The organism is Exiguobacterium aurantiacum (assembly GCF_024362205.1).
In the GTDB taxonomy this organism is placed as follows: Bacteria; Bacillota; Bacilli; order Exiguobacteriales; family Exiguobacteriaceae; genus Exiguobacterium; species Exiguobacterium aurantiacum_B.
Map to the genome: position 1 here is coordinate 2,388,407 of NZ_CP101462.1, position 23,989 is coordinate 2,412,395.

The window sequence follows — 23,989 nt, forward strand, 5'->3', positions numbered from 1 at the left end:
GACATTTCGGGAAAGAAAGTTTCTAACGATAACGTTCAGGAGGCTCATATATGGATACTACAGAAGTGAAAGAAAAAAAGAATTGGTTCGCCTTCGGGAAAGAGCTGCTTCGTCGCTTCAAAGAACATGACGTTCAAGATTACGGCGCGACGCTCGCTTTTTTTTGGTTCTTATCGATTTTCCCGGGCATCATCTTCATCCTCGCGTTGCTGTCGTTCTTCGACATCTCTCAGGCATCGTTCCAAGAGCAGTTGAACAACTTGGCGCCTGGAGCGGCCGCGACTGAATTTTTGACTGGGATCTTTGACGCGATTGGCGAACCGCGTGGCGGACTGCTCTCAATCGGTGCGATTTTGGCGATTTGGTCGGCCGCTAAAGGGGTCGAACGCTTGATTAACATGGCGATTCACGCATACGGGGAAGACAACGAAAGAAACTTCTTCGTCAGCAAAGGCATCGCGCTCGGGTTGACGTTCTTGCTCGGCGTCGGCATGCTGTTGCTCATCGTCTCGAACGTGTTCGGTTCACAAATCATTGATTTTGTGGCCCGCTACATCCCGATTTCCGGGGCAGACGTCATCTTGATTAACGTATTCCGTTACGTGTTGACGACCTTCATCTTGATTTTGACACTGTCGATTTTCTATAAAATCGCGCCGCAACAACACGTATTCTGGAAGAGCACGATTCCAGGCGCCATTTTTGGTGTCATCGCCTGGCAACTCGTCTCCCTCGGTTTCAGCCTATACGTCTCGAACTTCGGAAACTACGATTCGACTTACGGCTCACTCGGAGGAATCATCGTCACGTTGCTTTGGCTCCAGCTGACCGGCATGATCATTTTGATCGGTTCAGAGATCAACGCCACATGGCAACGTTTCTTCAAAACGCCGAGCCAGCGTGAATACGAGAAAAACTACAAGAAAAACAAAAAGTCCAAATCAAAAGATTCGGACGAAGACGACTATAAAGATATTCCCGTCAACACATACGGGTGACGAAAGAAAGGCGGCCTCTCCAGTAGAGACCGCCTTTTGCGTTATGCTTCGACGACATCGAGACGTCCCGTCGCAGGATCGATGACGAACCCATGGACGTTCGTGCCCGGCGGCAAGAGCGGATGATTTTTGACGAGTCTGACCGAATTGACGACGTTCGCTTCGACCGAGTCAAACCCATGCAACCACTTCTCCAAGTCCATTCCTGACGACTTGAGTGTCTGGAGTGTCTGCGGTTCGATACCTCGACGTTCCATTTCCGCAATGACCGCGTTCGGGTCGATTGCCGCCATGCCGCAATCATAGTGCCCGATGACGATGACCTCTTCGGCCCCAAGCGCATACAGCGCGACGAGGATTGAACGCATGACCGATCCGAACGGATGTGACAATACGGCTCCCGCATTTTTGATGATCTTGGCATCCCCGTTTTTTAGTCCGAGGGCTTGAGGCAACAACGCCGTCAGACGTGTGTCCATACACGTTAAAATCACGATTTTCTTATCGGGAAACTTGTCTGATACGAATTGCTCATATTGTTTCTCTGTTACGAATTTTTCATTGAACGCTAGCATTTCTTGAACGACTGACATGTAGTTCCCCTCCTTTTTATTCACGCGACCAACCGCGCGACCATCAACCCGATGACCATCCAAGCGCCGAACAACGTGTTCACTTTGGCGGTCATCGCCATTGCCGGCATCAATTCAGCCGGTTCACGTTTGACCCAGAAACGTTTCACTGCCCGGACCATGATTGGAACCGTGAATAGCGACAACAGCACCCACGGCGTCACACCAAATCCAAACACGGCGACGACGATACCAATAAGCGCCGCGATAAAGAATCCGGCCAAGACGAGAACGGCACGCCGATGTCCGACAAGACAAGCAATCGTTTTGCGTCCGTTCACTTTATCGTTATCCAAATCGCGAATGTTGTTCGCGAGCAAGATGGCCCCAATCAACAGCGCCATCGGGAATGACACGAGCAGCAATTCTGTCGTCACCGTCCCGATTTGGATGAACCCCGAGATACCGATGATGACATAACCCATAAATAGACCGGCGACGATTTCCCCGAACGGCGTATAGGCGATTGGAAGCGGACCTCCCGTGTACAGGAATCCGACGACCATCGACAGCACACCGATCCAAATCAAATGCCAACTCGTTGAAGCCGCAATATAGAGCCCGAGCACAGCCGCCACCCCATACATCCCGAGCGCGATCCCGAGCACTTGTCCGGGTGTGAACCCATCACGTACGATCGAGCCACCGATTCCAATGGAACCTTCGTGGTCGAGTCCACGCTTGTAATCATAATATTCATTGAATAAATTCGTCGCGATTTGAATCAAGACCGAGGCGATGAGCATCGCTAAGAACAATCCCCACTTCAACTCGACTTGCCCGAGGACGATGAACGTCCCTAACAGCACCGGTATAAAGCTCGCCGTCAACGTATGCGGGCGAATCATGCGCCAATACGCACCTTTCTCTCTCTTCTTCATGCACTTCCCTCCCTTCGTTAGTTTACGTCTCTTTGAAAAAAACTGTCAATGCCCGCCGCTCGGACGGCTCCCTTCACTTTCTCGAGCATTTGACGGCCAGTTCTATCCTGAAGTCATGATACACTAAAGAATGAGAATTCCATTGGATTGAGGAGGCTTTTCTTTCATGCCAGATACTCAAACACACATTAAACAACGAATCGAGCAAGCCCATAAACGGGCACGTGCTTGGCAACGACCGGTGATTGCCTCGTACACGTGGGAAATCCCTTCGTTCGACGCGTTCCATATCATTCGAAACACGGAAACGTCCCATTATTATTTTTCGACGCCCGACCGCTCTCTCGAGATGCTCGGATGTGCCGATGCGCTCGTGTTGACGGCTTCTGGTCCCGAACGGTTCCAACGGTTGCAGTACGATTGGAGCTTGCACCGACGCGACGTCGATGCGGTCATTTACGCGTTCTCCGGTTTCTCGTTCGACACGTTCGTCCGTCCCCAAAAAAATATGTGGGAAGCGTTCGGCGAAGCGTCATTGGTGGTGCCAAAATTTCTATACCGCCGTTCGGGTGACAAGCACACGTTGACCGTTTCAACGCTCGTCTCCGCGAAACGTTCGGTCGAACAATATTTGATTCAATTGGCCGATCAACTCGCCCAGTTCAACGCGTTGCACGCGCCTGACGAACAGACACCGACCTACTCACAGGTCAAAGATGGTGTCGACCATTTCAAATCGAGTTTCCAACAAGCTAAACTAAACATCACCGAAGAACGCGTCGAGAAAATCGTCATCGCCCGGGAAGAGATTTATCAGACATCAGAAGAGCCGTTCCCGTTCGCGACGACGCTACGCCACTTGTCAGAACATCAGACGGGCAGTTACGTCTTCTTGTATCAACCGAAACGAGAGATTGGATTTTTCGGAGCGACCCCCGAACGGCTCGTCAAAAAACAAGGACCGTACATCGAAACGGCCGCCATCGCCGGGACGATCAAGCGACCGGACACCGAAATTGAATCGGATGTAGCCAAACAGACGTTGCTCCACGATGCGAAAAATCTAGAGGAGCACCAAATCGTCGTGAAGGACATCAAGAACGCCCTTACGCCATACGCCGCCACCATCAAAGCACCAGAGTCGCCGCGCATTTTGGAGAACCGGTCAGTGTTCCATCTGCACACACCGATTCAAGCGACGCTCGACACGAATGCGTCCTTACTATCGATCATCGAGTCGCTCCACCCGACACCAGCGCTTGGCGGATCGCCGAAACGGACGTCCGTCCGTTTGTTGCGTGAGATTGAGCGGTTCGACCGCGGTTGGTACGGTTCGCCGTTCGGCTGGTTGAATACGGAAGGGGAAGGCGAGTTCGTCGTCTCCATCCGGTCGGCGCTCGTCCACCATCAATTCGTGGCGCTATACGCAGGCTGTGGAATCGTCCAAGAGTCTGAACTCGAAGCGGAGCTCGCCGAAACGGAAATCAAGCTCAGTCCAATCAAGCAAGCACTTGGATTGGACAAAGTACGCGCAGGAGGCAATGAAGCATGAATGAAACGTTAACGGATTGGGTCGCCTGTATGGTGAATCGGCTTGTCGAGCAAGGCATCGAGGATATCGTCATCAGTCCCGGTTCGCGATCGACACCGCTAGCCATGGCCGCTTATCTTCATCCGGGCGTCCGGCATCATATCATCGTCGACGAACGGTCGGCTGCCTTTTTCGCACTCGGCTTGACTCGTTCGCAGTCATCGTTACGTCCGGTCGCGCTGATCTGCACGAGCGGTACTGCCGCCACCAACTACTTTTCGGCGGTTGCCGAGGCGAACATCTCGCAACTGCCGCTCGTTGTGCTGACGACCGATCGGCCGCACGAACTCCGGAACGTCGGGGCACCTCAAGCGATTGACCAAGTCCGACTGTACGGCGAACACGTCAAAGCGAGCGTCGACCTTCCCGTTCCTGAAGCAGCGAGCCAGCGCTACATGGAACAGACAGTCGCCCGGCTCGTCCGGACGAGCATGCATCCGCCGTTCGGTCCGGTCCATGTGAACATCCCGTTCCGCGAACCGTTGTTGCCGGATATCGAACGCTTGACGTCACTGCTTGACGGGAGCACCGAATTGTCTGAACCGACCTATCTCAAGCCGACAGCAGGTGACGTGAATCGATTCAAACAAGAAATCGATGTCGAGCGTCTCGCCTTCCTCGTCGGTCCCGGGACCCCGGCATCATGGCTCGAACCGATTTATAAGACGGCACGGACGCATCACATCCCGATTTTTGCCGACCCGTTAAGCGGGATGCGCCGGTTTGACCACGTGCTGACGAACTATGACGCTTGGCTCGCGAGCGAGCATCGCACGGAATGGACGCCTGACTCGGTCGTCCGGTTCGGGGCCGCCCCCGTCTCAAAACGGCTAAATCAGTGGCTTCATGACGTCCCATACGTCTTGGTCGAACAACCGGGATCGTTCCGCGACCCGTCGAACAGCGCCACAGTCGTGTATGGAGATGCGATTGATTACGTGGCCACTATCGACAAAACATATGATGCCGACTTACTCGACCGTTTTGTATTGTTCGAACGCGTCGCCGAGGCCGCAAAACCTGCTTTGAGCGGAGAAAGCGCATTGACGCGTCACTTGCTGGCGTCACGTCTCGACCGCATCTTCGTCAGCAACAGCATGCCGATTCGTGATATCGATACAACGCTCTCAGCCGGTCAATCGATTGACGTCCTTGCCAACCGCGGGGCGAACGGGATTGACGGCATCATCTCGAGCGCGCTCGGCGCTTGTTACGATACGGACAAAGCCGCCCTCTTGATTGGCGACTTGGCGTTCTATCACGACAGCAACGCCTTGCAACTCGTCAAATCACACCCAGGCTCATTCTCTATCGTCGTCGTCAATAACGACGGTGGCGGCATCTTCTCTTTCTTGCCACAAGCTTCAATCGCACCGCAAATGTTCGAAGATTTGTTCGGGACACCGCTCCACTTGAACTTGCGTGGGTTCGCCGAGACGTATGGACTCAGCTACCGCTTGCTCGAGCATCCTGAAGATGTCACGGAAGCCATTGAAGCAGGCGTCCAACTGATCGAATTTCCGTCTGACCGCGTCGCAAACGTGGCCGAACACCGTCGTTGGACCGCTTCACTCACGGACCGCTTGACGACGGAGAACGAGTCGTGATGCGTTCGCTACGTGGCATCAACTATGAAGTGTTCGAACATGGCAGCGGCCGGCCGGTGTTGGTACTGCACGGGTTCACCGGGAGTGCGGGCTGGCTCTCTTACTTTCCAGAGCTGCCCGTCCGCCTCGTCGCCCCGACACTGTTACAACATGGCAACACAGGCCATCAGCCGGTTGAGCGTGCCAAGATGAGTCAACAGATTAAAGACTTGTCGGCGCTCCTCGACACGGCCGACGGTCCGTGGACGGTCGTCGGGTACTCGCTCGGCGGTCGCATCGGCATGACACTCGCCGCTTGTGATCATCGGGTCGCTCATTTCATCGGGATTAGCACGACACCTGGGCTCGACGCGGCCGAACGTCGACAACGCCGGCTTCAAGACGAAAAGCTCGCCGAATTCATCGAGCAAGAAGGGCTTGAGGCGTTCGTCAATCGTTGGGAACGGCTCCCGCTCTGGCATCAGACCGACGAGATGCGTGCCGCCCTTCGTCCTGAGCGGTTGGCCCAACATCCGACCGCACTCGCGGACAGCCTTCGCTCCATCGGGACAGGCAGTATGCCTTCGCTTTGGTCGTGCCTTGACCGTTTGCCCCGCACCGATTTGATCGTCGGGGAGCACGATGTGAAGTTTCAACAAATCGCGCGGAATATGCAGTTGATCCGTCCCGATATTGAAATTCATGAAATTTCGGACGCATCTCATGCTCCACATATCGAGAATGCCCAACAATTTGGTACAATGATAGAGAAATTGATTTTAGGGGGAATTTAAATGGAATCAGTAGCAAACTGGACATCGGTCCGCACGTACGAAGATATTAAGTACGAGAAGTGGAATGGCATCGCCAAAATCACCATCAACCGCCCGGAAGTACGGAACGCGTTCCGTCCACTCACGGTCAACGAGCTCATCGACGCGTTCGCCCGCGCCCGTGACGATAAAGAAGTCGGCGCCATCATCTTGACTGGTGAAGGTGATCAAGCCTTCTGCTCAGGCGGCGACCAAAAAGTACGCGGCCACGGCGGCTACGTCGGTGACGACGAGATTCCACGCTTGAACGTCCTCGACCTTCAACGCTTGATTCGCGTCATCCCGAAACCGGTCATCGCCATGGTAGCCGGTTACGCGATCGGTGGCGGACACGTCTTGCACGTCGTCTGTGACTTGACGATTGCAGCTGACAACGCCCGTTTCGGTCAAACTGGACCAAAAGTGGGATCGTTCGATGCCGGTTATGGTTCTGGTTACTTGGCTCGTATCATCGGCCACAAGAAAGCGCGTGAGATCTGGTACCTTTGCCGTCAATACGACGCGCAGCAAGCACTTGACATGGGACTCGTCAACACGGTCGTCCCACTCGAGCAACTTGAAGCTGAAACGATTCAATGGTGCCAAGAGATTTTGCAACACTCTCCGACGGCACTTCGCTTCTTGAAAGCAGCGATGAACGCCGACACGGACGGCCTCGCAGGACTTCAACAGCTTGCCGGCGACGCGACGCTTCTCTACTACACGACAGACGAAGCGAAAGAAGGACGCGACGCTTTCAAAGAAAAACGCGATCCAGACTTCGGTCAGTTCCCACGTTTCCCGTAAATCGACAAAGAGTAGCGACTTCGCTACTCTTTTTTTGGAGGTCCTGATGATGAATCGTTATGTGACACAACACCCACGTGACGCCATGGCACTCGTCACTGCGTCCGGCAGTTTGACGTGGGCCGAGTTAAGCGAAGAGAGCGCCCGCTTGGCCCACTTTTTAAACCGGATCGCACCCGAAGCGCGCCATATCGGGTTATTCGCCGCGAACAGCGCCGATTACGTCGTCGCCGTCCACGCTGTCCAGTCACTCGGGAAAGTGCTCGTCCCGCTCAACACCCGGTTGACGATGAGCGAACTGATGGGACAAATCGAAACGGCCGATGTCGACGTATTGCTCGTCGACGAATCGATTGAGCTCCCGATTGCGCAATTCGAAGTGACGTCACGAGATGAGGCGTCACTCACCACACCGCACGAATGGACAGACGATGAAGTCATGTCGCTCATGTTCACCTCGGGCACGACGGGACGGGCTAAAGCCGTCCAACAGACGTTCGGCAATCACATCGCGAGCGCCGAGGCGGCCAAGGCACACCTCGGATATGGGCCGAGCGACCAGATGCTCATCGTGACCCCGTTGTTTCATATGAGCGGGCTCGCGCAAGTGTATCGGAGCGCCCGTTTCGGATCGACGCTTTATGTCGAACCGAAGTTTGATATCGCCCGGACTCTCGAATTGATTGCGACGGAACGAATCACCCACATCTCACTTGTCGCCGTCATGCTAAAACGGCTCCTCGAAGCCGGTCTCTTGCGCCATCAGTTACGGCTCCTGCTCGTCGGCGGTGGTCCCGTGCCCCGCCCGCTGCTCGAAGAAGCCGAGCGTCGGCAGTTGCCGGTCGCTCAGACGTACGGGATGACCGAGACTTGCTCACAAGTGGCGACGCTCTTGCCGTCCGAGGCGCTCGCCTACATCGGTTCAAGCGGCCAAGCGATCGCGCCGACCCAACTTCGCATCAATGCGGAGGGGGAAATCGAAGTGAACGGTCCGACGGTGACCCCGGGTTATTATAAACAACCTGAGGCCGACGCCTGGACGGACGACGGTTATTGGCAGACCGGCGACCTCGGAACAATGACGGACGGTTATTTGTACGTCCATGACCGCCGCAGTGATTTGATCATCTCTGGTGGCGAGAACATTTATCCGGCCGAAATCGAGAGCGTACTGTTGCGGTGCCCTGGCATCGAAGACGTCGGAGTCATCGGACGGCCCGACCCGACCTGGGGAGCGGTACCCGTCGCGTTCACGGTCGGGGCATTCGACATCGATGAAGCGAAACAATTGTTGCATGACCGATTGGCAACGTACAAGCATCCGAAAGCATGGGTCGCAGTCGATGCTCTCCCCCGTAACGCCAACGGTAAATTGATGCGCCATCGCTTAAAGGAGGCCGACCATGATTCAACGCGCTGATCTATATATCGTCCCCCTCACGTTCAAACACCCGATCGTGACCGCCCACGCCGTGTTGACGACGAGGCGGACGGTCATTCTCCGTTTAGAGACGAATGACGGTGTAGTCGGGTATGGGGAAGGGGTAGCGTTCGAGACCCCATGGTATACGGCCGAGACCGTCCGCTCCGTCATCGATACTTCCGCTTTGATTGTCCAACTGTTGAAAGGGATGACGTTGTCCGCTGCCTCGTTCGGCAATCATGTCAGTTCTATCATCGGCCATCCGATGGCGAAAGCGATGTGGGAGAGCGCCCTTTGGGAAATTGAGGCCGCTCGCGCGAACATGTCGTTAAAACAATACGTCCAAGCCGGCGACGCCGTAGCGTGCGGCCGGACCATTGGCATCGGTCTCTTGAGTCAAACGTTGAACTCTATCGAGTCTGCGCTCGCCTCCGGATTTGAACGCATCAAATTAAAAGCGTCCCCGCATGAACTGCTTCCTGCGCTCAGTGAGATTCGTAGCGTCTTTCCAAAGGCCCCACTCATGATCGATTTGAACGGAAGCGGCTCGGAACAACCGCTCGAGTGGTTCGAGGCGTTAGATTCCTATCGTCTCTTGATGATTGAACAACCGTATCCGAGTGAACATTGGGTCGCATCGGCCGATTTACAGACGAGACTCGAGACCCCGATTTGCCTCGATGAATCAATCAGTTCAACCCAAGACGTGACGACGATGAACCGACTCCAAGCCGGCCGCATCGTCAATATCAAACCGGCCCGTGTCGGCGGGTTGAACGCGGCGCTCGCGATTCGCGACAGCGGCACGCCGTATTGGGTCGGCGGTATGTACGAGTCTTCAATCGGTCGTTATCACACGCTCTTATTCGCCTCGTTGAGCGGATCCGCCTATCCCGCTGATATGGCCGGAACGAGCGCTTATTTCGAGACCGATTTGCTCGATACCCCGCTCGAGGTCGAGAACGGACAGTTGCTGCTTCCCGACCAGGTCGCACCGGATTGGATGACCATCGAGCAACTGAGCGAACAGACGACCCGACTCTTGTGAAAACTCCGCAAAAAAAGGCGGCAGACCTCGTGTCTGCCGCCTTTTCATCATTAACGGAACGTACCCGTCAATACTTCATATCCGTCTTTTGTGACGATGACCGTGTGCTCGAACTGCGAGACGAGGCTATTATTCAGGGTGAACAACGACCAGCCGTCCTCTTCCGATTGATAAACGACCTCGTCTTGTGTCGAGATGAACGTCTCGACGGCGATGACTTGACCTTCTTTCAAGATGTCGTTCTCTTCACGGCTATAGTAGTTCGAGATCGTCTCCGGCTCACCGTGGAGGGTGCGACCGAGGCCATGTCCCGCCAAGTTACGGATGACCGTGAAGCCGTTTTTGCGGGCGTCTGCGTAAATCGCTTTGCCGATTTGGTTGACCTTGACGCCTGCCTTCACTTTGCTGAGACCTGCTTCGAGCGACGTCAACGACACTTCGACCAGGCGCTCGTGTTTAGCTGACTTTGGCGTACCGGCAATGACCGTGCGACCTGTATCGGCATAATAGCCGTCTTTCACGGCCGATACGTCGACGTTTACCACGTCGCCGTCTTCGATGACGAGGTCGCCCGGAATGCCGTGGGCTGCCACTTCATTAATGGAGATGCACGTGTAACCCGGAAACTCATACATCGTGATCGGGGCCGAGGCGGCTCCTTCTGTTTCCAAAACACGTTGTCCAATCTCATCCAATTGTTTCGTCGTCATACCCGGTTTGACCGCTTTCGCCATCTCGTCGCGCGCCAAGGCGACGATTCGCCCAATCTCACGCAATGCATCGTAATCATAATCTAACATCGTTTTCCCTCTCAATCTAATAGTCGATTTTGGTATAAGAACTCTTCTGATAAATCCGCAAATAAAAACATGCCGTCCGGTAACGGATAACTGAACGTCCTTGTCACTTCGTTCGAGCTGAAGTCACGATAATCCTCGGACAAGTAGCCTCGTCCGCGCACGTCCATCGCTGCCATCGTCCGAATGAAGTAAGGCCGGAAACTCCAGTTATAGCCCCGATACGTATTATCGACCGTCCAATTCGACTGCGCCTGATAGACGTTCGCGCTCGTCTGGAACCCAGTTTGATCCGTCAAATAATAACGGACGAACGTTCCTTCGAGTTTCGGTGCGATGTGGAGCAACCACTCATCTTTCTTATCGCGCGACCACTTCCCGCTTTGGACGAGGTCATGAATTTGTTTATGGAGTTCGAACTCGAGCTCATACAATCGCTTGATCCGTTCTTGGTCATGCAGGAAGAAAGACGGTACCTCTTGCGTCAACACGCTCATACCTTTCGCTTCGCGCGACGGTGTCGCATCACTTTGCCCGAGGAGACTTCCCATATAATAACGTCCACCGTGACGCCACGCATAGCGCAGCTGTCCGAGATGGTCGATTGATTTATACAGGAGCGGTGCCCCGAGACGGGAAGCGATATACTCCATCGTCTGAAGCATTTGCGGATAAGTGACCGATAACGTCTTCTTCTCGACCATCGTCGCCAAATCGACGAGTAGCATCTCGGGTGCCACAGTCATGATATCTTCGATGCTCGTTGACTCCGCGAAGTCGAGCGCTACTTTGACACCGGAAGAACGGTAATACTGGACGACACGGGACAAGCGCGATACGTCGACGAGATCCGTCCCTTGAAGCGTCACATAAATGCGATGGAGCGGGAAATTCAATTCTCGAAGCGGAGCCAGGAACGCCTCGCCGCCTTGCTCGAGAATCCATTCTGAACGACACCGGAACGTGACGAATTGCGTCGCATCTCGCAACTGCTCGGCCGCTAAACGCTCCATGCGTTTGGCGATATCGAGCTGATACTCGAGTGGAACGTCATCGTCATAAAAAAACGGGGTGAGCGACTCGCCCCTGAATTGCCCATGTACCATATACCCCTCTACTTGAAAGGTCGCGGCCCCAAGAATCGGTTCAAATGTCACTTCGACTTCTTCTGGATTCACCATCACATCCACTGCGTCCAACTTGATCACCTCGTCTATTTTCTAAACACGAAAGCGAGCTGGGTTCAGCTCGCTCGTGTATGCACATACATATAGGCACCGAAACAAGCAATGAAATACACGATACTCATCACACCATAGCCAATCCCCATCTTCCCACCGACACCGATGGCCATCACGAGCCAAATCATGGCGCCGAACAAGAGCGTGGCGACCGGGATATATCGAAAATTCGGACGCTCCGTCCGAGTTATAATCGGTTTCAAAGCCAGGACGCACGCCACTAGTATGACGAGACCAAAACCTAGTTCAATCATCCGTTGACACCTCATTTTTCTGTCTCTACTCGTTTAGTGTAGCATGACACCATAAAAAAAACCGCAAATCCACTTAAGGAGATGCGGTTTTTGGTTATTGATTAGTCACGCGGACGGCGTGGGCCACGGTCGTCTGAACGACGACGGTCTTCTCCACCCGTGCGTTTGCCACGGTATCCACCGCCGCCACCGCTGCGTCCACCACGGTCACCGCCGCCACGACGTTCGCCGCCGCCACTGCGATTTCCACGGTATCCACCACGGTCGTTGCGTCCACCTTGACGTTTGACGCGAACTGGTTCTGCATACGAGATTTCAACCGGAGTTGAATCTGGCTCTTTCGTCAATCCACGAAGTGCCGCTGCAAGAAGCTCGACTGCTTCGTATTCTTCAAGAAGCTCAGTCGCAAGTTGCGTGTAAGCCTTGAAGTCGCCCGCTTGTACACGTTCGATCAATTCTTCAGCCGATTGCTTTTGGTTGCCCTCGAGCACTTCTGAGATTGTCGGAACGTGACGACGGTTCATCTTCTTGTTCGTTACGCGTTCGATTGCTTTGACTTGACCGAATTCACGTGGCGTGATGAACGTAAGAGCTGTACCTGTTTTACCAGCACGGCCTGTACGTCCGATACGGTGCACGTAGCTTTCCGGATCTTGTGGGACGTCAAAGTTGTAAACGTGTGTAACGCCTGTGATATCAAGACCACGTGCCGCTACGTCTGTTGCGACCAAGATGTCGATCGTGCTGTTTTTGAAACGACGGATGACTTGGTCACGTTTTGATTGCGTTAAGTCACCGTGAAGACCATCAGCCGTGTAACCACGTTTGATAAGTGCTTCTGTCACTTCGTCAACACGTTTCTTCGTACGAGCGAAGATGATGCTGAGTTCTGGCGAATCGATGTCGATCAAACGGCAAAGCGTATCGAATTTTTGGCCTTCGCGCAATTCGAGGAATTGTTGGTTGATGTTCTCAACTGTCATTTCCTTCGCTTTGACTTTGATGATTGTCGGCGACTTCATGAAGCGCTCAGCAATCTTCTTGATTTGTGGTGGCATTGTTGCAGAGAAGAGAAGCGTTTGACGTTCAGCCGGAAGGCCTTTCAAAATCATCTCGATATCTTCAACGAAGCCCATGTTGAGCATTTCATCCGCCTCGTCCAAGATCACTGTTTGGATCTCGTCGAGTTTGATCGTCTTGCGTTTCATGTGGTCCATGAGACGTCCTGGTGTCGCAACGACGATTTGCGGGTTCTTTTTCAAACCACGGATTTGGCGGTCGATTTGTTGACCACCGTATACTGGAAGTGCGTAAACGCGCTTCGCTTCACCAATTTTGTTCAATTCTTCTGCAACTTGAATCGCAAGTTCACGTGTCGGTGCAAGAACAAGTGCTTGGACTTGACGTGCCTTTGTGTCGATTCGCTCAATTGTCGGAATACCGAAAGCTGCTGTTTTCCCTGTACCTGTTTGTGCTTGACCTAATACGTCCACTCCTGTGAGTGCGACAGGAATTGTCTCAGCTTGGATCGGTGTAGCTTCTTCGAAGCCCATTTTGAGTACACCTTTTACTAATACTTCACTTAACTGTAAATCTTGGAATTTTGTCAAATTATATTCTCCTTTTTTCATACAAAAAACGTCTGAGGTTTAGTTCTACAGACGTTTTTCCAATGTTTCCTCGTAGTCAACTCTTACTACTATAACGCATTTGTTTCTAAAATGAAAGAAATACATTCTAAAACTTTTCGTAGCCACCTGGACATGAGTTATCTTATTTCAATTTATAGCCGTTGTCGAGTTTTTCAACTTGCTTTTCTTTCAGCAGTTTCCCGAGTGCCCGTTTGAACGCCGCTTTGCTCATCCCGAACTCACGATCGATCACATCCGGCGCCGTCTTGTCGCCGTAAGGCATTTGGCCGCCACGTTCTTCAATGTAAGCACGAATGCTTTCCGCATCCGGGTCGATCGCTTCATAGGCCCGTGGTTTCATCGAGACGAGTACCGTCCCGTCTTGTTTCACTTGCGTCACACGTACCGTCAATTGCTCACCGAGACGCGGCCAACGTGTCATCTCTGCTTCATGTAAGAAACCGAGCGACTCGTTCTCGACCCAGACGTTCACACCGACTTCGCGTCGATTGACGACGATCGCATGAACATCTTGGTTGCCCCATTCTTCTTTGGCGGGACGCGCCAACAAGTTCAAGTACGCATAGTGGGCCGGCTCCCCGAGAAGACGGCTCTTTTGATCGTACTTGAGACGAATGCAAAGTTTGTCTCCTTCTTTTGGCCAATACGACCGGTTCTCAGGAAGATCATCTAATGAGACGAGCACATCCTTTTGAATCCCGATATTGACGAATACGCCCGTGTTATAACGGACCCCTGTCACTTCATACCACTCGTAGTCATCGAACGTGACGCTCGGAATCGTCATTGTCGAAGCAAGGCGCCCTTCCGAGTCATGGTATAGGAAGACACGCACCGTCTGTCCGACCGTGACTTCTTCAGTTTGTTCTTTTCGATGAAGGAGTACCTCTTCGCGACCGTTTCCGATAAACACACCAAAATCAGCTGAACGTTCCGCGACCAAGTCTACTACTTCTCCTGCTCGTAATGCCATACAATCCACATCCTTTTTCATCTATTACTGTCAGTATACCTACCTACACACGTTCCTAATCATATCACGTTCGATTTCACTGCTCCATCCATTTGTGTCTAATCTGTGAACAAGGATTCGACACTTAGCTGACCAATCGGTTCGCTTTCTCACATCCTTATTTCAAATTTTGTGACAATTTTGTGAACGTGCATTTTCCATCTAGTATCCACATTTTGAAAACGTTATTATTAAGGAAGTGTTGTTTATCGATTTAGGTTTCAGCCATGGCCGAACGGGGGATATTAAATGTTTGATGTACAGTCACGATCATTTGCGAAGCGCTTCATGAAAGGCTTATTGATTGCTTTCTTCGCGCTACTCGCTTCACTTAGCTTCATTTTCTCAAACGGAGTCGATACAAACGTATCATCATCCGTCACGATGGTCCAAGAGTAAACGCCCTCTCCTGACAGAAGGCGTTTTTTTGTTTTGTTCCGACAGAAAAAGGGATTTTTTATGCATTTGTCGAACGAACATAACGTTCGGCTTTTACTATTGAATCATCTGGGAAGGGAGAGTCATTCATGCTATTTTATTTTCTCACCACGATTCTTTCGGTCGTCGGTTTGTCCGTCTCGCTCCAAACCGGCTTTTTCAAAGACCCGATCGGTACATTCCTGTTCGCCGTATTGCTCGCTATGGGCTTATCTTCATTTAAACAGTTAGTCGCACAAACGAACGTCATGCTCATCGAGCGCCGCAACGAGAAAAAAATCAAACGCATTGTGGCGCGAATGCATTCGAGTACGCGTAAACGTTCTACATAACGCTCGTCTTCACCCTTCACTTTTGTTATTCTATTGTAGACAGAGAGCAAAACGGACTCAACCCGTAGGAGGCACAAACACGTATGAATGAAATCCCTTTATCGAACGAATGGCTATTACGTTATTCACCTGTCATGGAGCTATGGCTGAAAGAAGACGGCATCTTGCTCGTAGACGATGACAACCGGATTCGACTCACCCTCGAAATCGGCACGGATCATGTCATGCAGTTCAAGAGCATCGATCAAGACGGAGCTTACTTCGCTGTCGACCCGGTGAATAAACGAATCACGTTCGAACTCGAGGAAGAAGAAGAGGAAAGCGAATCTCGCTTCTGGGAATAAGGATTCATGCCGAAGAGTCGGATTCTCGTCAAGAGAAGAAGACTCTTTCTTCGTGTCCAGACCAATAGTTGAACGATTGAAAGGAGAAATACACATGATCCGCACCGCCATCTGGTTTATCGCCTTTTTCGCCGTCTTGCCGCTCACGCTTCCGTTTTATCCGAAAGCGAAACGGCTGACACCACCCGAACGTTACGCATACGTTCAAACCGTCGCCTATAAATGGGCAAGTTTTCTACTCCGAATCGCCGGCGCCCGCGTCCGCGTTCACGGCCAAGAGAACATTCCAAATGAACCGGTCGTCTACGTCGCGAACCACCAAGGGAACTTTGATGTCCCCATCATGCTCACGGCGACGAAACATCCGAAAGCGTTCATCTCAAAAATCGAAGTACAAAAGTTCCCAATCATCCCGCGTTGGATGGAGATGATGGGCTGTATCTTTATCGACCGCGCTGACCGCCGCCAGTCGATTAAAGCAATCCGCTCCGGTGTCGAGACGATTCAATCCGGCCAATCGATTATCGTCTTCCCGGAAGGTACCCGCTCGAAAGGCGGACCAATCAAGGAGTTTAAAGCCGGTAGCCTGACGCTCGCCACGTCGAGCGGCGCCAAGATCGTCCCGGTCGCCATCAAAGGCAGCCATCATTTGCTCGAGACGAAAAACCGGATCACCCCCGGGACGGTCGACGTCACCTTTTTACCGGTCATCGATCCGGCCGACGTCCCGAACAAAGAAATCGCCGCGCTTGCGGAGACGATGATTCGCCGCGTTGTTGAAGGAGAAGAATCATGAGCTTATTAACGATTGAAGGTATCCATAAAGAATTTGCAGATAAAGTGTTATTCGATGACGTCACGATGACGATTCATCCAGGTAATCGTATCGGCGTGATCGGGGTCAACGGCTCTGGAAAATCGACGTTCTTAAAAATTATCGCCGGCGTCGAGACGGCAGACCGCGGTGCGATGCAACATCCGAACGACTATCGGATTCGCTATTTGACCCAAACGGTCGATTTCGCTCCAGGTCAAACGATTTTGGATGCGTTGTTCACGAGTGACACCCCGTCCGTCCAAGCGTTGAAGCAATACGAGCTGGCCCGCCAAGCGCTCGAGGCGAACCCGACGAGTGAACAGTGGCTAGAACGCTTCATGAAAGCCCAACAAGCGGTCGATGCCGCCGACGCTTGGGAGACCGAGGCGAAGTTAAAATCGATTTTGAATCGGCTCGGCCTTCCGGATGTGACGGCAGAGATCAGCTCGCTCTCCGGTGGACAACAAAAACGGGTCGCCTTGGCCGCAGCCCTGCTCGACGAAGCCGATTTATTGTTGCTCGATGAGCCGACGAACGAACTTGACGCCGATACGATTGCTTGGCTCGAGACGGTCCTGGCCGATTACCGGGGTGCCATCTTACTCATCACCCACGACCGCTATTTCTTGAACCGGGTCACGAACCATATCCTTGAGATCGCCGATGGGACGAGTTATTTCTATGACGGGAACTACGAGCTCTTTCTCGAAAAGCGGGCCGAACGTAAGGCCCGGTCGCATTCGATGGAGCAGAAGCGCCAAAACATCTTGCGCCGCGAACTCGCCTGGTTGCGCCGCGGCGCCAAGGCGCGGACGACGAAACAGAAGGCGCGCATCCAACGCGTCGAGGATTTGAAACATCAAGAGACGCTCGCCGAGGATGAGGCGCTCGAAGTGTCCGTCGGTTCACGCCGTCTCGGGAAAAAAGTCATCGAAGTGGAGAACTTGTCCTTTGGTTACGACGACAACTTGCTCATTCAAGACTTCACGTGGCTGTTCGGACGACGTGAACGGTATGGCATCGTCGGACCGAACGGGAGCGGGAAGACGACACTCATGAACTTGCTCGCCCACCGCCTCGAACCGACGAACGGGACGGTCGTCCATGGTGAGACGGTCCATCTCGGGTATTACGGGCAACAAGTCGAGTTTGAGGACACATCACGCCGCGTCATCGATGAGATTGAACGAATCGCCCAAGTCATCTACACACCGGACGGCGAGACGATCACGGCCAGTCAGATGCTCGAACGGTTCCTGTTCACCCCGGACGCGCAATACAAGCCGATCGCCAAACTGTCCGGTGGCGAGAAACGTCGCCTCGTCTTGCTCCGTATCTTGATGGACGAGCCGAACGTACTGTTTTTGGATGAGCCGACGAACGATCTCGATACAGAGACGCTGTCTGTCCTTGAAGACTATTTGGAGTCGTTCCCGGGAACGGTCATCGCTGTCAGTCACGACCGCTATTTCTTAGACCGAATCGCCCAACAGCTGATTGCGTTCGAAGACGGGACGATCAACGTCTATCACGCCGAATATAGTGATTATTTGGCCACGCTCCAAGAGCAGACGAAGCAACAAGTGAAGAGAGAATCGAAAGAAAAGAAAGAGCGTGTCAAAGTCGACGTCGTCAAATTCACTTTCAAAGAGCAGAAAGAATGGGAGACGATTGAGGATGATATCGCGTCTCTCGAATCTGAGATCGAGGCAGCGGAGGCTCGGCTCACTACAGCCGGAAGCGACCTCGGCAAAGTGAATGAACTGTACGCCGACATCGCCGCGTTGAAAGAAGCGCTCGATGCGAAAATGGAACGCTGGGAATATTTATCGGAACTCGATGAACAAATTCAAGCACAGAAGAAATGAAAACAAGGATCACGCGTCAGCGTGATCCTTGTTTGTCGTATAACCATATACATGCACATCGTGCGCGCGGTCGCCTTGTCGCATATAGCGGCGAAGCGTTCCTTCCCGCGAGAACCCGTTTTTCTCGAGCATTTGTTGCGATGCGACATTATCCGTGAAGACGATGGCACCGACTCGCTCCATCTCGCCTGTTTGCTCGACATAGTTTAACGCGGCCTGGAGCGCTTCCGTGGCGTAACCGTGACGCCAATAGTTCGGGTGGATCTCGTAACCGACCTCGGCACGTCGATGCCGTGGTGCCCGGTTATGGAATCCAATCGTCCCGATCAAATCGGACGACTCTTTCGCCACGATGCCCCAACGCATCACCGCGCCGGATTCAATCCCATCGAGCATACCGATCAGCATCTGTTCCGTCTCGGAGATTGAGTCATGAGGCTCCATCCCGTAGTAACGCAAGACGTCGGGGTCTGAAAAGATGGTAAACAGCCGCTCGGCATCGGTCACGTCGAGTTGTCGTAACCGGAGCCGTTCCGTTTCAATCGTTGGAAGCATCCGACTCACCCTTTACTGACGATATTATGTTGAAATGCATAGACGACGGCTTGCGTCCGGTCGTAGACGTCAAGCTTCGTCAAAATGTTGGAGACGTGGGTCTTCACTGTCTTCAACGAGATGTATAGTTCGTCGGCGATGACTTGGTTCGACTTTCCTTCCGCCATCAATTGCAAAATCTCGCGTTCCCGGGCCGTCAAACTCTCGTGCAACGTCTTTTCCGGGTGACGGAGCCGTTCGAGCATCTTGCCCGTCACTTGGGCGGCCATGACGGGATTGCCGGCTGCCGTTTGACGAATCGCGTCGGCGATCTCATTGGCGTTCGCCGTCTTCAAGACGTAACTCATCGCCCCGGCCTCGATGACCGGATACACTTTCTCGTCATCTAAGAAACTCGTCACGACTAAAATCTTGGCCTCTTTCCAACTCGCCTTGATTCGCTTCGTCGACTCGACCCCATCGACGGGTTCCATCACTAAATCCATTAAGACGACATCAGGCTTCTCGGCGATGGCGAGTTCCGCCCCAGTCGCGCCGTCCGATGCCTCTCCGACGACTTCGATATCAGGCTGCGTCGACAAGAATGCCGAGACACCGGCCCGCACCATCTCGTGGTCATCAATCAATACGACTCGAATCATTATAACCCCTCCACTTGTTGTTTCACACGCACTTCAATCTGAGTACCGACGCCGGGCACACTGACGAGTCGTAACGTCCCGCCGACCTCAGCCGTCCTCTCTCTTATCGATTGTAAGCCATATGAGGCGACTTGTGTATCATCGACATTAAAGCCGATCCCGTCGTCGTTAATTTTTAAGATGACCGTCTGTTGCACGGTCCGCATTTCGATTTCAAGCCGTTTCGCTTTCGCATGGCGAAGCGTATTGCTGATCGCTTCTTGAACGATGCGGAACAGTTCGTTCTCGGTATGGCGTGACAAATCGACTTCTTCGAGGCGCCAGACGAGCTCGGTCGATTGTTTGCGCGACAGTTCTTCTAACAGTCGCTCGATGCCGGTCTTAAGGGTCATCCCTTCGAGTTCGACCGGACGGAGTTGCAAAAGAAGCGAGCGCATCTCCGCCTGAGCGGTTTGCGCCATCACTTCGACTTGTTCGATTTGCTTGGCGGCCACGTCCGGCTTCGAGATGATTGTCTGCTTGGCCGCCGTCGTCATCATTGAGATGGCGTACAGTTGCTGGCTGACCGAGTCATGCAGTTCCCGAGCGACACGGCGCCGTTCTTCGACGACCGCTTCGCTGCGCGCTTCCTCGACGCTGACGGGACGGTCACCGACTCGCTTGGCCATCTCGACCATCTCGGTGCGTTGCTTGGCGATTCGGGCAATCCGTTCGAGCGTATCACGGTAAGGCGACAGCGGCCGGAACGTGATCTCTTTTTGATTCTCAAGCTTCCATAAAGCGATTGCCACTTCACGAAAGTCGCGTCGCAAATAAAAATACGAGCCAACCCCGAACACGCTGCCGATCAAGACGGCGATGACAAGGATAGACACACCGAAAGGCAACCCTTCTTCACGTGTGAACAAATCTCGGAGTGAAGTCGAGTCACCTATTAAAAATGCGATCGTGACGAACAGTGCCGTCAACAGGCTGCTGAATAGCTGATGCCAGACGACCGTCCTTGGATATGAATCTTTCTTCATACGGTCATCACCTCGACACTTCCGCTCATGAGCACGATATGGATGCGGACTTTACGCGTCGCCGCTTGATAGTCGTCCGAAGCCGTGTAGAAGCGACGGTTGAACACCGGTGAATAGTTCGACTCGTCGACTTGAATCTTACCAAATCCAATCGAGGCATCGATTGAGTAATCGTAGCCGGCCGGAATGAGAATCCGGACATCCCCGGCGAGTCCGTTCAATAACAAGAACGTCTCTCCTTCCGGAATGATGGCGCGCGACAAGTCGAGTTCGACGTCACGCAGCAAAAAGAATTCATTCGTGTCTTGAAGCACGTAGTGACCGCTCTCTTTCGTCCCGAACGAAAATGCCTGTTCTTGCCGAATATGCGACTTGAACCGGCTCGACTCGAGTGGACGGTTTTTATATAGCCGATAACCGAACATGAGCAAAAGCCCCGACAACACAAAACCGAACGCCGCCGATGAGAAGATGAGTCCGACGAGCATGATGCCGCCAATGCCGTAAAAGATATAGCTGACCGGCTGATTGCCTTTACGGCTAAAGCGACGCCCGATATAAAGCAACAATAATGGGACAACCATGCTGAAGAGGACGCTGTTGCCACCCGTCACGATATCGATAAATAGTCCAATGGCAAATAAAATAATCATGAAACCGATGATTTGGCGCGTGTTCCAACGTTCCACGTTGCTTCCCCCTCTCTAACAGTATGTAACATGAAGCAAAGAAGCGATGGCCCAACAATTCGCCGGACCATCGCTGAACCGTTGCGTCAGTCTTGTTTGAAACGACGCTCAAGTTCTTTTAGTTTTGCTTCGAAATCATCTTCATCCGCCGCATCAAGTTTTTCTTCAGCGGCCGGTTCTTGCTTCTTCTCTTCTGCTTTTTTCTCGTCTTCCGTGAACGGATGAGTCTTCGATGTCTCAGCCCCGAAGATTTGATCGAGCGCACCTTTCAATAGATCCAGGTTCTCTCGCATCGCAAATTCGTACCGTTTGTTTTGCATCTCATCGAGCTTCAGTCGCATCTCGAGGGCACGACGCTCAAGAGCATCAAGTTCACGCGTTCCTTCGTCGAGAAGACCTTCGAAGTAACGATATTGCTCGCCATAGTGCTTCGACTCAAGCGCCGCCCGTTCGGCGAGCTTGTCTTCGCCCGCTTGTTTGGCAAGCTCTGTCTGCTCGTAACGCTTATCAGCCATCTGCTTGGCGTTATCTCGTTTCGTCGCAAGTTCCTCGAGCAATGCCTTCTGACGCTCGACGAGACGTTCGACCGACAACGCTTCCTTCTCAGCCCCGCGGATATGGCGGTTCAATTCAGCTTCCCCACTCGAGCGTGGAGCAGAACGTGGCCCCTCTTTATCTTGGAATTTCTTCATCTCTTTCGATAGTTCTTTCGTCAACTCGTTAGCTAAATCACGAAACTGGTCAAATGGTGTTTTCATCTTGATGTCCTCCTTTTGAATCTTAGCGACGGTTTACAAACTTCTGCCAAACTTGATCGAACGATTGAAAGCTGCTGCGGCTCGCACGCGACCCGTCCGCATTGAAAATCTCGACGTCTTGTTTTTGGTTAGCATACATCATATACCCTTTAAACAATACCCATGCCACTACAATCCCGATCAACGCCCAAATATTCGATAAAATTGTGATGATCCCGATCACGGCAAGCGCGCCGTAACCGATTTTTGCGCCGACATGTGTCACGGCCATGAATCTGACTCCAGCCCACAGTGCTAAGAGCGCCCCCAAACCGAACATGATCATGTTCGGTAAAAAGCCGATTAGAACGAGAACTAAAGAGATCGCGGCCACAATGAACAAGACTTGTTTCACCTGGCGATTCATCGATTATCCCTCCTCGTTAAGTACACTCTTATCATAATACGTTATTTTTTATGGCGCGACGAGCGGAAGGCCCGTTTTCCCTCGGTCTGTAGACTGAGATGATAGCGTTCCCAAATCGTGTGTTATACTAGACGCATCGAACAACGAAAGGATGATGTTTTATGAGCACCGTACAATTCGCAGTACACATCTTGTCAGCCAATCGGAGGGCGACTGTCCTCCATCATTAAAAGGGAGGATTCTATTTGAATCAAACAACAACAACGGGACGTGTCACGGCACAGTTCCAACATATGTACACGGTCACGACTGAAAACGCGAACTATACGTGTAGCGTCACCGGCAAATTCCGTCACGAGGCCGAAAGTGAGCGCGACTATCCGGTCATCGGTGACTTCGTCGAGTTCACCGTTCGCGAGCATGGTCAAGGCGTGATTCGACGTCTCCTTGAGCGGCGCACTGTCCTGTCACGGGCAGCGGCCGGCAACGAGACGCGCGAACAATTGATCTGCGCGAACGTCGACTTCATCTTAATCACGATGGCGTGCGGGCACGACTTCAATCTGCGCCGCCTCGAGCGCTATTCGCTCGCCGCATGGGAAACCGGCGCCACGCCGCTCATCGTCTTGACGAAATCAGACCAAGTCGACAATGCCGAGGCGCTCGTCGATGAGCTCGCTTTGACGGTGCCAGGGGTCGATGTCTTTCCCGTCAGTTCACTTACAGGCGATGGCGTCGAAGCGTTGCGAGCCGCACTGCCGAGCGGAAGCACGATTGTGCTCGTCGGTTCGTCCGGTGTCGGGAAATCGACGCTGACGAACGCGCTCGCCGGGACGAGCGTCGCCGAGACACAGACCGTCCGCGAGAGCGATGAACGCGGCAAGCATACGACGACGCATCGCGAACTGTTCCAGATTGACGACTTGTTCGTCATCGACACCCCGGGCATGCGTGAGTTCGGACTTTGGGACGGGGCCGATCATCTTGACGACACGTTTCGAGATATCGAGGCGCTCGCCGAGACGTGTCAGTTCCGGGACTGTTCGCACGGCAACGAACCGGGCTGTGCCGTCCGAGCCGCCATCACATCTGGAACGCTCGATGCGAAACGCTATCAGAGCTTCGTCAAACTCGAGCGCGAGCTCCGCTACGCCGAGAAGCGTCAAGCGGAAGCGGCTCGTCTCGCCGAGAAGAAAAAACGAAAAACGAAAGCATAAACTAAGAATGGAGTCACAGAAAAAACTGTGGCTCCTTTTTCTATCACACCGACCTAGCACCAAGTCCTAACATCAATCCGATATTTGTGAACAACCGTTCAGAAATAGTTCGTCCAAATGCAGGCAAAACCCTCGAAAGAAAGCGGTTTCTCCGCTACAATGGAT

At 52.9% G+C, this 23,989-nt stretch carries 26 protein-coding genes; 13 read left to right on the forward strand and 13 right to left on the reverse strand.

Translation table 11 applies throughout. From position 1 onward, the window contains the following. The first annotated feature begins 50 nt into the window (after nucleotides 1-50). The gene (locus NMQ00_RS12380; protein WP_255176916.1) at nucleotides 51-998 is read left to right on the forward strand and encodes a YihY/virulence factor BrkB family protein; all 948 of its coding nucleotides are present in this window, start codon (nucleotides 51-53) and stop codon (nucleotides 996-998) included. 41 nt (nucleotides 999-1,039) lie between these two features. Here NMQ00_RS12380 and NMQ00_RS12385 read toward each other — a convergent pair whose 3' ends face one another. Both NMQ00_RS12385 and NMQ00_RS12390 read right to left on the reverse strand, forming a co-directional pair. Further along, nucleotides 1,040-1,591: a beta-class carbonic anhydrase gene (locus NMQ00_RS12385; RefSeq protein WP_255176917.1), complete on the reverse strand. Its 552-nt coding sequence runs from the start codon at nucleotides 1,589-1,591 to the stop codon at nucleotides 1,040-1,042. 20 nt (nucleotides 1,592-1,611) lie between these two features. Beyond that, nucleotides 1,612-2,511, reverse strand: a complete 900-nt coding sequence (locus NMQ00_RS12390) for a 1,4-dihydroxy-2-naphthoate polyprenyltransferase (RefSeq protein ID WP_255176918.1) — start codon at nucleotides 2,509-2,511, stop codon at nucleotides 1,612-1,614. A 166-nt stretch (nucleotides 2,512-2,677) separates the two neighbouring features. Between NMQ00_RS12390 and NMQ00_RS12395 the strand changes: the two genes are divergently transcribed. From NMQ00_RS12395 to menC, 6 genes are read left to right on the forward strand one after another with little or no spacing between them, the layout of a single operon-like run. Continuing rightward, the gene (locus NMQ00_RS12395; protein WP_255176919.1) at nucleotides 2,678-4,063 is read left to right on the forward strand and encodes an isochorismate synthase; all 1,386 of its coding nucleotides are present in this window, start codon (nucleotides 2,678-2,680) and stop codon (nucleotides 4,061-4,063) included. Then, nucleotides 4,060-5,709 carry a 2-succinyl-5-enolpyruvyl-6-hydroxy-3-cyclohexene-1-carboxylic-acid synthase gene (gene menD / locus NMQ00_RS12400; protein WP_255176920.1) on the forward strand — a complete coding sequence of 550 codons (1,650 nt, stop codon included), beginning with the start codon at nucleotides 4,060-4,062 and terminating at the stop codon, nucleotides 5,707-5,709. Before NMQ00_RS12395 ends, menD begins: the two co-directional genes overlap by 4 nt. After that, the gene (locus NMQ00_RS12405) at nucleotides 5,709-6,482 is read left to right on the forward strand and encodes an alpha/beta fold hydrolase (protein ID WP_255178720.1); all 774 of its coding nucleotides are present in this window, start codon (nucleotides 5,709-5,711) and stop codon (nucleotides 6,480-6,482) included. Before menD ends, NMQ00_RS12405 begins: the two co-directional genes overlap by 1 nt. After that, the gene (gene menB, locus NMQ00_RS12410) at nucleotides 6,483-7,307 is read left to right on the forward strand and encodes a 1,4-dihydroxy-2-naphthoyl-CoA synthase (protein WP_021067784.1); all 825 of its coding nucleotides are present in this window, start codon (nucleotides 6,483-6,485) and stop codon (nucleotides 7,305-7,307) included. 49 nt (nucleotides 7,308-7,356) lie between these two features. Continuing rightward, nucleotides 7,357-8,727, forward strand: a complete 1,371-nt coding sequence (gene menE, locus NMQ00_RS12415; RefSeq protein WP_255176921.1) for an o-succinylbenzoate--CoA ligase — start codon at nucleotides 7,357-7,359, stop codon at nucleotides 8,725-8,727. Further along, nucleotides 8,711-9,778 carry an o-succinylbenzoate synthase gene (gene menC, locus NMQ00_RS12420; RefSeq protein ID WP_255176922.1) on the forward strand — a complete coding sequence of 356 codons (1,068 nt, stop codon included), beginning with the start codon at nucleotides 8,711-8,713 and terminating at the stop codon, nucleotides 9,776-9,778. Before menE ends, menC begins: the two co-directional genes overlap by 17 nt. 50 nt (nucleotides 9,779-9,828) lie before the next feature. Here the strand turns inward: menC and map are convergent, their stop codons facing one another. The 5 genes from map to NMQ00_RS12445 form a co-directional block, all read right to left on the reverse strand. Then, the gene (map, locus tag NMQ00_RS12425) at nucleotides 9,829-10,578 is read right to left on the reverse strand and encodes a type I methionyl aminopeptidase (RefSeq protein ID WP_255176923.1); all 750 of its coding nucleotides are present in this window, start codon (nucleotides 10,576-10,578) and stop codon (nucleotides 9,829-9,831) included. A gap of 11 nt (nucleotides 10,579-10,589) precedes the next feature. Continuing rightward, entirely contained in the window at nucleotides 10,590-11,783 is a 1,194-nt protein-coding gene (locus NMQ00_RS12430; RefSeq protein WP_255176924.1) for an EAL-associated domain-containing protein, read from the reverse strand. A 35-nt stretch (nucleotides 11,784-11,818) separates the two neighbouring features. After that, nucleotides 11,819-12,070: a hypothetical protein gene (locus NMQ00_RS12435; RefSeq protein WP_034781064.1), complete on the reverse strand. Its 252-nt coding sequence runs from the start codon at nucleotides 12,068-12,070 to the stop codon at nucleotides 11,819-11,821. A gap of 101 nt (nucleotides 12,071-12,171) precedes the next feature. Next, entirely contained in the window at nucleotides 12,172-13,680 is a 1,509-nt protein-coding gene (locus NMQ00_RS12440; RefSeq protein ID WP_255176925.1) for a degradosome RNA helicase CshA, read from the reverse strand. Between the two features lie 163 nt (nucleotides 13,681-13,843). Next, on the reverse strand, nucleotides 13,844-14,695 hold the full coding sequence (locus NMQ00_RS12445; RefSeq protein ID WP_114166491.1) for a CvfB family protein: 852 nt from the start codon (nucleotides 14,693-14,695) through the stop codon (nucleotides 13,844-13,846). A gap of 288 nt (nucleotides 14,696-14,983) precedes the next feature. Between NMQ00_RS12445 and NMQ00_RS12450 the strand changes: the two genes are divergently transcribed. From NMQ00_RS12450 to NMQ00_RS12470, 5 genes are all read left to right on the forward strand, one after another. After that, nucleotides 14,984-15,133 (forward strand): hypothetical protein, encoded by a 150-nt coding sequence (locus tag NMQ00_RS12450; RefSeq protein ID WP_021067792.1) that lies wholly within the window; start codon nucleotides 14,984-14,986, stop codon nucleotides 15,131-15,133. Between the two features lie 128 nt (nucleotides 15,134-15,261). Continuing rightward, nucleotides 15,262-15,504 (forward strand): hypothetical protein, encoded by a 243-nt coding sequence (locus NMQ00_RS12455; RefSeq protein WP_255176926.1) that lies wholly within the window; start codon nucleotides 15,262-15,264, stop codon nucleotides 15,502-15,504. An 83-nt stretch (nucleotides 15,505-15,587) separates the two neighbouring features. Beyond that, nucleotides 15,588-15,848 (forward strand): hypothetical protein, encoded by a 261-nt coding sequence (locus NMQ00_RS12460; protein WP_029596043.1) that lies wholly within the window; start codon nucleotides 15,588-15,590, stop codon nucleotides 15,846-15,848. A gap of 94 nt (nucleotides 15,849-15,942) precedes the next feature. Beyond that, on the forward strand, nucleotides 15,943-16,644 hold the full coding sequence (locus tag NMQ00_RS12465) for a lysophospholipid acyltransferase family protein (RefSeq protein WP_255176927.1): 702 nt from the start codon (nucleotides 15,943-15,945) through the stop codon (nucleotides 16,642-16,644). Beyond that, a complete protein-coding gene (locus NMQ00_RS12470; protein ID WP_255176928.1) occupies nucleotides 16,641-18,533 on the forward strand; it encodes an ABC-F family ATP-binding cassette domain-containing protein in 1,893 nt (630 codons plus the stop codon). The genes NMQ00_RS12465 and NMQ00_RS12470 overlap by 4 nt, the downstream gene beginning before the upstream one ends. A gap of 9 nt (nucleotides 18,534-18,542) precedes the next feature. Here NMQ00_RS12470 and NMQ00_RS12475 read toward each other — a convergent pair whose 3' ends face one another. The 6 genes from NMQ00_RS12475 to NMQ00_RS12500 form a co-directional block, all read right to left on the reverse strand. Then, nucleotides 18,543-19,088: a GNAT family N-acetyltransferase gene (locus NMQ00_RS12475; RefSeq protein WP_255176929.1), complete on the reverse strand. Its 546-nt coding sequence runs from the start codon at nucleotides 19,086-19,088 to the stop codon at nucleotides 18,543-18,545. A gap of 5 nt (nucleotides 19,089-19,093) precedes the next feature. Then, nucleotides 19,094-19,729, reverse strand: a complete 636-nt coding sequence (locus tag NMQ00_RS12480; protein WP_034781089.1) for a response regulator — start codon at nucleotides 19,727-19,729, stop codon at nucleotides 19,094-19,096. Further along, a complete protein-coding gene (locus tag NMQ00_RS12485) occupies nucleotides 19,729-20,754 on the reverse strand; it encodes a sensor histidine kinase (protein ID WP_255176930.1) in 1,026 nt (341 codons plus the stop codon). The genes NMQ00_RS12480 and NMQ00_RS12485 overlap by 1 nt, the downstream gene beginning before the upstream one ends. Next, nucleotides 20,751-21,443, reverse strand: coding sequence for a cell wall-active antibiotics response protein LiaF (gene liaF, locus NMQ00_RS12490; protein WP_114166480.1), 693 nt, complete (start codon nucleotides 21,441-21,443; stop codon nucleotides 20,751-20,753). Before liaF ends, NMQ00_RS12485 begins: the two co-directional genes overlap by 4 nt. Nucleotides 21,444-21,529: 86 nt before the next feature. Beyond that, nucleotides 21,530-22,201, reverse strand: coding sequence for a PspA/IM30 family protein (locus tag NMQ00_RS12495; RefSeq protein ID WP_255176931.1), 672 nt, complete (start codon nucleotides 22,199-22,201; stop codon nucleotides 21,530-21,532). Nucleotides 22,202-22,223: 22 nt separating this feature from the next. Continuing rightward, nucleotides 22,224-22,607 (reverse strand): lmo0954 family membrane protein, encoded by a 384-nt coding sequence (locus NMQ00_RS12500; protein ID WP_034781108.1) that lies wholly within the window; start codon nucleotides 22,605-22,607, stop codon nucleotides 22,224-22,226. A 245-nt stretch (nucleotides 22,608-22,852) separates the two neighbouring features. On the opposite strand from NMQ00_RS12500, the gene rsgA reads away from it, so the two are divergent. Continuing rightward, the gene (gene rsgA, locus NMQ00_RS12505) at nucleotides 22,853-23,824 is read left to right on the forward strand and encodes a ribosome small subunit-dependent GTPase A (protein WP_255176932.1); all 972 of its coding nucleotides are present in this window, start codon (nucleotides 22,853-22,855) and stop codon (nucleotides 23,822-23,824) included. Nucleotides 23,825-23,989: the final 165 nt, after the last annotated feature.